The organism is Dankookia sp. GCM10030260, from assembly GCF_042666655.1.
In the GTDB taxonomy this organism is placed as follows: domain Bacteria; phylum Pseudomonadota; class Alphaproteobacteria; order Acetobacterales; family Acetobacteraceae; genus Paracraurococcus.
The window spans coordinates 23,676-30,917 of sequence record NZ_JBHTDE010000024.1 but is presented as its reverse complement, the minus strand read 5'-3'; the positions used below and the strand labels follow the sequence as shown (position 1 = coordinate 30,917).

At 65.3% G+C, this 7,242-nt stretch carries 7 protein-coding genes; 4 read left to right on the top strand and 3 right to left on the bottom strand.

Translation table 11 applies throughout. The features are described from left to right. Positions 1-71: 71 nt before the first annotated feature. The gene (locus ACFQS7_RS28305; RefSeq protein WP_380070506.1) at positions 72-224 is read left to right on the top strand and encodes a hypothetical protein; all 153 of its coding nucleotides are present in this window, start codon (positions 72-74) and stop codon (positions 222-224) included. Positions 225-511: 287 nt separating this feature from the next. Here the strand turns inward: ACFQS7_RS28305 and ACFQS7_RS28300 are convergent, their stop codons facing one another. The 3 genes from ACFQS7_RS28300 to ACFQS7_RS28290 all read right to left on the bottom strand — a co-directional run bounded on the left by ACFQS7_RS28300 (position 512) and on the right by ACFQS7_RS28290 (position 2,868). Beyond that, positions 512-841 carry a hypothetical protein gene (locus tag ACFQS7_RS28300; RefSeq protein ID WP_380070505.1) on the bottom strand — a complete coding sequence of 110 codons (330 nt, stop codon included), beginning with the start codon at positions 839-841 and terminating at the stop codon, positions 512-514. Positions 842-1,152: 311 nt separating this feature from the next. Beyond that, positions 1,153-2,592, bottom strand: coding sequence for a hypothetical protein (locus tag ACFQS7_RS28295; RefSeq protein ID WP_380070504.1), 1,440 nt, complete (start codon positions 2,590-2,592; stop codon positions 1,153-1,155). 15 nt (positions 2,593-2,607) lie between these two features. Further along, complete coding sequence (locus tag ACFQS7_RS28290) at positions 2,608-2,868, bottom strand: GlsB/YeaQ/YmgE family stress response membrane protein (RefSeq protein WP_380070503.1); 261 nt, start codon at positions 2,866-2,868, stop codon at positions 2,608-2,610. A 226-nt stretch (positions 2,869-3,094) separates the two neighbouring features. Between ACFQS7_RS28290 and ACFQS7_RS28285 the strand changes: the two genes are divergently transcribed. The 3 genes from ACFQS7_RS28285 (at position 3,095) to ACFQS7_RS28275 (ending at position 7,232) form a co-directional block, all read left to right on the top strand. Then, complete coding sequence (locus ACFQS7_RS28285) at positions 3,095-4,162, top strand: AI-2E family transporter (protein ID WP_380070502.1); 1,068 nt, start codon at positions 3,095-3,097, stop codon at positions 4,160-4,162. A 478-nt stretch (positions 4,163-4,640) separates the two neighbouring features. Then, positions 4,641-5,528, top strand: coding sequence for a calcium-binding protein (locus tag ACFQS7_RS28280; protein WP_380070501.1), 888 nt, complete (start codon positions 4,641-4,643; stop codon positions 5,526-5,528). A 372-nt stretch (positions 5,529-5,900) separates the two neighbouring features. Continuing rightward, positions 5,901-7,232 carry a TrkH family potassium uptake protein gene (locus tag ACFQS7_RS28275; protein ID WP_380070500.1) on the top strand — a complete coding sequence of 444 codons (1,332 nt, stop codon included), beginning with the start codon at positions 5,901-5,903 and terminating at the stop codon, positions 7,230-7,232. The last annotated feature ends 10 nt before the right edge of the window (positions 7,233-7,242 follow it).

The following is a 7,242-nucleotide window of genomic DNA, read 5'->3' as shown; positions in this document are numbered from 1 at the left end:
GACCGTGTCACGCTCGGGTTCACCGACCGCGGCATCGAAAGCCTCAAGGAACTCAGCCTCGATCAGAAGCGGTGAGCGTCGCCAAAACCCCGGCCCGCACCAACCGCGGCCTTGGCCGGATGGGTACCGTCTTCCCCAAGGCGCTGATGGCTGACTTGCGCGTGGGCCTGGAAGCAAGCGTGGCCCGCCACTTGCCCCAGGCGCGAGTGCTCTACTTCACCTGACATCAGGCGGGGAGCCGGGAGAACAGCACCATCAGCCCCCCACCGTCGATACGCCCCAGACCACCATCGGCGGCCACGGTCACCGGCGCGGTCGGCAACGCCACGACACCGCGCCCGCGGCATTACGCCGAAGAATCGGCCCAGTCAGCGCCGGTGACCGCGAGCGTCGCCGGCGCGAGGGCCTTGGTGGGCATAGCCGGCAGCGCGGGCCGCGACTGGCCATGCGACGCTTCCAGCATCTTACCTCGATGCCACGCTTACAGTCCTTCCGACCGTGGCTCCGGGCCTCAGGCTTCCGGCATACCTCCGGCGTCGGCCTTGCCGCGGCCGGTCGACTTGCGCTTCGTCTCTTCAGTCACGCCGGCGTCAGGCTCGACCAGCTCATCCGGCTGGCCCGGCGCGTCGCCGGCAGCGCCCTTGACCCGGATATTCACCGGAGCCCCGCCACCCTTGTTATTCGGGCCGACAATGGCTGCCTGTTCGCCCACTTCCATGTTGTAGGCGTGCTCGGGCGACTTGTCTCGCGGGCGCGGGCGGGGTCCGCTGAAGCCGGTTTCGCTGGAAACCGTGTTCTCTTCCGGGACGATATTGGTCGTTTTGTCCACAGGCGTGGACATGGGTGCATTCCTGGCAAGGGCAGCGGTGAGAGCGTTGCAGGGTGGGCGGATCGGCCCTGGCCCCCGCAGGTCCTGGGTGTGTCGCCGCGGAGCGGTGCGGCTCGATACCTGCCAGGGATGGACCGCCCCATGCTGCCTGACAGGAAACTTCAGAGGTGACAAAGAAGTCGTCTCCTCCGATTAGCCACCCCAACGCCCCGTCATCAGCCCGGTTCGGTAGCAGCGGTCCACGCCCTCCCCTCCAACCCGCCGCATGCAGTCCGCCATAGCGCGCACGCGGCACCGAGCCGGCACGAGCGGGGCTCTTCACGTCAGCGGATCTGCTGACCTCCGGCTCCGTTGAGCGGCGGTGGCGCCGGGCTCAAACCTGGTACTGGCGGGGCGGTGCGCTCGCGCGAGGCCTGCGCGCGCAGCTCGGCCAGTTCCTGGCGCTGGCTCTCAAGCTGCCCTCGTAGCGTCTGCTCCTGCTGCTGAAACTGCATCAAGCTCTGGCGCGCTGTTTCCGCCGCCTGCGTCAACTGCGTTGCCTGCGCCTCAAGGCCCTTGGCTCGGGTGCCCGCCTCTTCCAGCGCCGCGCGCCGTGCGGCAATCTCACCCTCGGCAGCGCCTATCTCACGGCGCAGCGCCTGTAAGCGCTGCTCCGTCGCCGGGATGGCCTGCTGCCGCTCCGCCAGCGACTGCTGCACCTGCCCCGCCTGACCGCGCAGCGCTTGCAGGCGCTGCTCCTCGGCCGCTGCCTGTTGCCCGAGGTCGGCAAGGCGCTGCTCCGCAGCCCGGATGGCATTGCCGGCCTCAGCGCTGCGGCCCTCAAGTCCCCGGACAGCCTCCGACGCCTGATCGCGGGCGGTGCTCAATCGCAACAGCTCGGCCTGGGCCCGCTCAAGCCCGGCGCGACGCTCGGCGAGTACAGTTTCGGCAGCCCCGGTCGCCTCACGGAGTTGCACCACCTGGCTCTCGGTCCCGGCAACGGTCCCGGCCAACTCGGTCGAGCGTGCCTCCAGGCCCCGCACGCGACCGGTGGCTTCCTCTGCGGCGGTCGCGGCCTGTGTCAGCCGTGCCGAGGCCTCTTCTAGCGCCGCGCGACGGGCGGCGAGTTCGCCCTCAGCAACCCGTGCGTCACCGAGGAGCGCCTGTAGCCTCTGCTCGGCGCCACCGACAGCGCCGGTCAGTTCGGTCGAGCGTGCTTCCAGGCCGCGCACGCGAGCAGCGGCTTCCTCGGCCATCCGGTTGGCCGCCGCCACACGACTGCCTGCCTCCTCCAGCGCCGCCCGTCGCGCGTCGAGGGCGCGCTCGGCTTCACCCACCTCGCCGCGCAGTGCCTGAAGCCGCTGCTCCTCAGCTGCCGTCTGCTGACGGAAATCGGCCAGCTGCCGCTCGGCCGCCTCGGCACTGGTCCTTAGCTCAGTCGCTCGCGCCTCAGCCGCAGTTGCTTGTTCCTGAGCGCCAGCGATCCGCTGCTGCAATGCGGCGAGATCGCCCGCGGCCCTGCGCTCCGTTGTCAGCGTACCCTCAACCTCGCCGACACGCTGTTGCGCTACACGCCCCCGCGTCTCGGCCGCGGCGAGAGCCTCCTCGCGGTTACTAAGCCGGTTGCTCCGCTCGAAAGCGAAGCCCCAGCCAAGGACCACCGCTAGCAGGACGGATCCCAGCGTGATTAAAGCCGGCCTGGGCCAAGTGGACAGCGGTGTCATCAGGTCTGTTCCCGTTTGCTGCTGGGACTGCTTGGTCTCGCTGGCGCTGTCGGCGGCCAAGTCGCAGGCGTCGGCCTAGGTAACCCGTCGGCGTGACCGGAAAGCATTGTACAGCCAGAGCACGACGACTGCGCCGAGAACCGAGACCAGGAGACTCCAGAGGTTGAAGCCAGTAATCCCGACACCGCCAACCACGCTGATCAGGAGACCACCAACGAACGCACCGACTACGCCGAGCACCAGGTTCATCAACAGGCCCGAGCCTTCGCCGTGCATGATCTTGCTGGCGATCCAGCCCGCGATAAGCCCGAGCACAATCCAGGCTATAATGCCCATCCTGAGTCCTCCCTTTGTGCGCCGTGGCGTCGAGCAGCACCGATAAAGGATGGGTAGCCGTACGCTCTCGCCGGCACGCCTAATCGAGAGAAACAGGTCAACTTTGCGCAATAGGCCGGCCATGCAAAACCCCACGGATCCGCCTACACGGCACCTGGGCGCGAGTTGACCGAGTTGCTGGAGGCACTAGTAGAGTTGGGCCAAGTGCAGCACCAGAGCTGACCCCATGCTCGATCCTGTTGAACGCCTCCCACAACCGGACAAGCCCATACCGTTTAGGAGGGCGGCGACCATCACCCCTCGGCTTCACCTTGCAACCCAGGTCCTAACCGGGCTCGCTCTGCTGGGTGCCCTGCAGTTCCATCTGCTGACATCGCTGCTCGCTGGCTTGCTAGTTTACCAACTCGTGCATTTGCTCGCGCCGAGCCACAACAGCCGGTTTTTGCATCGACGCACGGGCAAGATCATCGTCGTGGCTCTGCTTGCCATCCTTGTCATTGCCGCAACCGGGGCCGCCATCCTCGGGCTCATTTCGCTCCTGTCGAGCGGGTCCGAGAACCTGTCCGTTCTCCTCCAAAAAATGGCTGAGGTGATCGAGACCGCCCGCTCTCGTCTCCCGGCGTGGGCGGTCAGCTCCCTCCCGGAGGAACCGACCGAGCTAAAGGTTGCGGTCGTCACTTGGTTGCGCGAGCATGCCGGGCAGCTGCGGTCCATCGGCCAGGATGTCTGGCGAGCTCTGCTCCATGTTCTCTTTGGTATGATAATCGGCGGAATGATTGCCGTCAGCCGCCAGGCTGGGGACATTGAGCACGGCCCGTTGGTGCACGTGCTGACCGAGAGAGCTCGCCTGCTTGGGGCAGCCTTTCGCAGCGTGGTCTTCGCCCAGGTGCGGATCTCGGCGCTGAATACCGCTCTGACGGGGCTTTATCTGCTCGTTATCGTGCCCTGGATAGGCATCCAGCTCCCTCTCGGCAAGACCATGGTGGTGGTGACCTTCATCACCGGGCTTCTCCCCGTCATCGGCAACCTGATCTCGAACACCGTGATCGTCGTTGTGAGCCTGAGCGTCTCGCCCGTTCTGGCCGTGGGCTCGCTGGGGTTCTTAGTCGTGATTCACAAGCTGGAGTATTTCGTAAACGCGCGGGTGATGGGAGGTCAGATCAATGCACGAGCATGGGAGCTTCTGCTCGCAATGCTGGTGATGGAAGCGATCTTCGGCATACCCGGCGTGATCGCTGCGCCGATCTACTACGCCTACCTCAAGAACGAGCTCTCGGCGAAGAACCTGATCTGAGTCGACGCGACTCTCATAGAGCCAGGTTGGGAGGACTTGATAAGTAGGCTGGGTTTCGAGTTCGTTCGAGCGCGCTTCATCAAGGGCCGCCGTCTGATCGGGCTGTTCGGATCGGTCAGAGGTGGTCAAAAACGGCCATTGAGCGGCGCTCATGCGGCGGCGGCGCGTCCAGGCGGCCCGGTGCCACGGATAGGTCCCGGCGTGCGCCGCCTGGGCAGCCTGCGTACTGATTTCCTGCAGCTGCAGGTTCATCGCCTCGGTATTGGCGTGGGGCACGATCATCGCGGCGCCGACGGCGCGCGCCGGGCAGATCGCGCTGAACAGCGGCGGCATTGGAGCAATCGCGTGGTTGGGAGTGGACGGCCGAATACGGCAGGTGCAGGCTTTCGCCCGCGCCCGGCTCGGCTCTATTCAGTTGGCCTTTTGTTGACACACAAGCTAGCCGCGTCGCTCACGAACAAGACGAAAGCATGCGGCAATGGCAAAGAAAACGGCGCTGCACGCCGATGCCAGCCATCCCTTGACCGGAACCGAAGGACCGGACGTCCTTTTCGGCAGCAACGGCGCGGACCTCATTGGAGGACGAGGGGGTAATGACATCCTCGTCGCCAGGGCGGGTGATGACAGGATTTTTGGCGACAACATAGGGCAGCCCGACGGGCCCTTTGATGCGGGCCCGCTACCACCCGAGTTTGGCGGCAGCCCCGGTAACAACCTGATCTTCGCTGGTGCAGGCGACGACTTCGTTACCGCCGGCTTTGGCGCTGATATCGTGTTCGGTGGTGCGGGCGATGACGAAATCCGCGGCTACGGCGCCTTTGCTGGCAGTACCACTGCGACAGCTGAAGTTATCTCTGCAGACGCATCAGACCGCCTATTCGGAGAAAAGGGTGACGACCTCGTTTATGGAGGTGGTGACGAAGACGTGCTGGATGGCGGTCCGGGCAAAGATACGCTGATCGGTGGTGTGGATGTGGACACGCTCATTGGCGGCGAAGGTACGGACGTGTTCGCTTTTGGCTTCGGCCAAGAACCTTTCTCATTCAGATTCAGCCTCGACACAGGGGTCGGTCCAGGCAACCGCGACATTATACTGGACTTCCGGGACGGCGAAGACAAAATTGACCTTAGCTTTGCTAGGCCAACTGGCCGAGGCGGAGCACTGCCACCTGAGTTCATTGACACCGATGCTTTTGAAGTCAACTTTGCTTTGCAGGTCCGCCACACAATCGAGGACAACCGTACAATCGTGCAGTTCGCTACCTACACCGGGAATCCACTATCGCCGCCTTTCCCTTCGGGACCGAGTGGCGAGATCGAACTGGTTGGAATTCACTACCTCACCGAGAACGACTTTATTTTCTAGTCTCGAGTTAGACCATCTTTCCAAGGTGAGACGGCAAACGGCGTTGTCACATTGATGGCCTGTAGCCTGGACGAGGCGGCCGGACGAAGCTGCTAAGATAACGTCCGAGTTCACCACCTATCCTGGCCATCGCTTCCCGGCCGAGATCATCCACCATGCCGTGTGGCTGTACCACGTGTTCAACCGCAGCCTGCGCGACATTGAGCTGATCCAGGCCGAGCGGGGCATTACGGTTGCGCACGAGAACATCCGGCGATGGTGCCTGAAGTTTGACCAGGCCTTCGCATCCAGGCCGCTCCGCCTGGAGCCCAGCCGAATAACAGAATAGAAGCGGCCCTGTGCCTGCCCTCATGGACAGCGAAGGGGACTGCGTTGCCGCCTACGCTCCAGCATCCGACCCGGCTGGTCCCGTTAGCTTTCCTCCTCGCCATCGCGCTCGGCACAGGCCTGCTGATGCTGCCCGCCGCTCGCACCGGAGAAGGCGCGGCCCCCTTCCTAACGGCGCTCTTCACCGCGACCTCGGCGGTGTGCGTTACCGGGCTGATCGTCCAGGACACGCCCGCCTACTGGTCCGGCCTTGGGCAGGGAATCATCCTCGCCCTGTTCCAGGTAGGCGGTCTCGGGATCATGAGCGGGGCAACCTTGCTCGGGCTTCTGGTCACCCGGCGGCTGCGGCTCAGCACCCGCCTGGTCGCGCAGGCGGAAACCCGCAGCCTGGGGCTCGGCGACGTCGTCGGCGTGTTGTGGCTGGTCCTGCGTGTCACGGTCAGCGTCGAGCTGGTGACGGCCGTGGTGCTGGCGCTCCGACTGCGCTACGCCTACGGGGAGCCCTGGACGGAGGCGGCCTGGAACGGCCTGTTCCTTGCGGTCTCCGCCTTCAGCAATGCCGGCTTTTCCACTTATCCCGACAGCCTGGCGAGCTTCGCGCGCGACCTGTTCGTCCTCGGCCCGGTGATGGTCGCGGTGATTCTAGGCGGGATCGGCTTTCCGGTCCTCCACGACATGCGTCAGAACGCACTCCGGGCTGCGCGGTGGTCGCTGCATACCAAAATTACCCTGCTCGGCACGGGCCTTCTCCTGCCCGGGGGGATGGCAGTGGTCCTGGCGTACGAGTGGAGCAACCCGGCGACCCTCGGACCGCTTGGCCCGGCGGGGAAATTGCTCGGCGCTGCGTTCCACTCCGTCATGACGCGGTCGGGTGGGTTCAATGCGCACGACGTGGGGCAGATGCGGCCGGAAACCCTGGCCGTCAGCTACGTCCTGATGATGATCGGTGCCGGCAGCGCCGGCACTGCCGGGGGCATCAAGGTGACGACCTTCCTCGTGCTAGGGCTCGTGGTCTGGGCGGAGATCCGCGGCGAACCCGATGTTACCTCGTTCGGGCGGCGTATTTCCAGGGACGTCCAGCGGCAGGCACTGACGGTCGCCCTGCTGGCTGTCGGGTTCGTCGGGACGGCAACCCTCGTCCTCTTGAGTGTCAGCGACCTCGCCCTGGACGACGCGTTGTTCGAAGTCGTCTCGGCCTTCGCCACCGTGGGGCTGTCGACCGGGGTCACCGCCGACCTGCCGCCAGCCGGCCAAGCCCTACTCGTGGCTCTGATGTTCCTCGGCCGGGTCGGGACCATCACCGTGGCGACCGGCCTCGCACTGCGCAGCAGGCGGACGCCGTACCGCTATCCGGAGGAGCGCCCCATCGTTGGCTAGAACCCCTTCC

Bases quoted from the DNA above. Each gene is read 5' to 3' on its own strand.
- ACFQS7_RS28300 (WP_380070505.1), bottom strand. From the start codon at position 841: ATGTCCACGCCTGTGGACAAAACGACCAATATCGTCCCGGAAGAGAAC.
- ACFQS7_RS28290 (WP_380070503.1), bottom strand. From the start codon at position 2,868: ATGGGCATTATAGCCTGGATTGTGCTCGGGCTTATCGCGGGCTGGATC.
- ACFQS7_RS28285 (WP_380070502.1), top strand. From the start codon at position 3,095: ATGCTCGATCCTGTTGAACGCCTCCCACAACCGGACAAGCCCATACCG.
- ACFQS7_RS28280 (WP_380070501.1), top strand. From the start codon at position 4,641: ATGGCAAAGAAAACGGCGCTGCACGCCGATGCCAGCCATCCCTTGACC.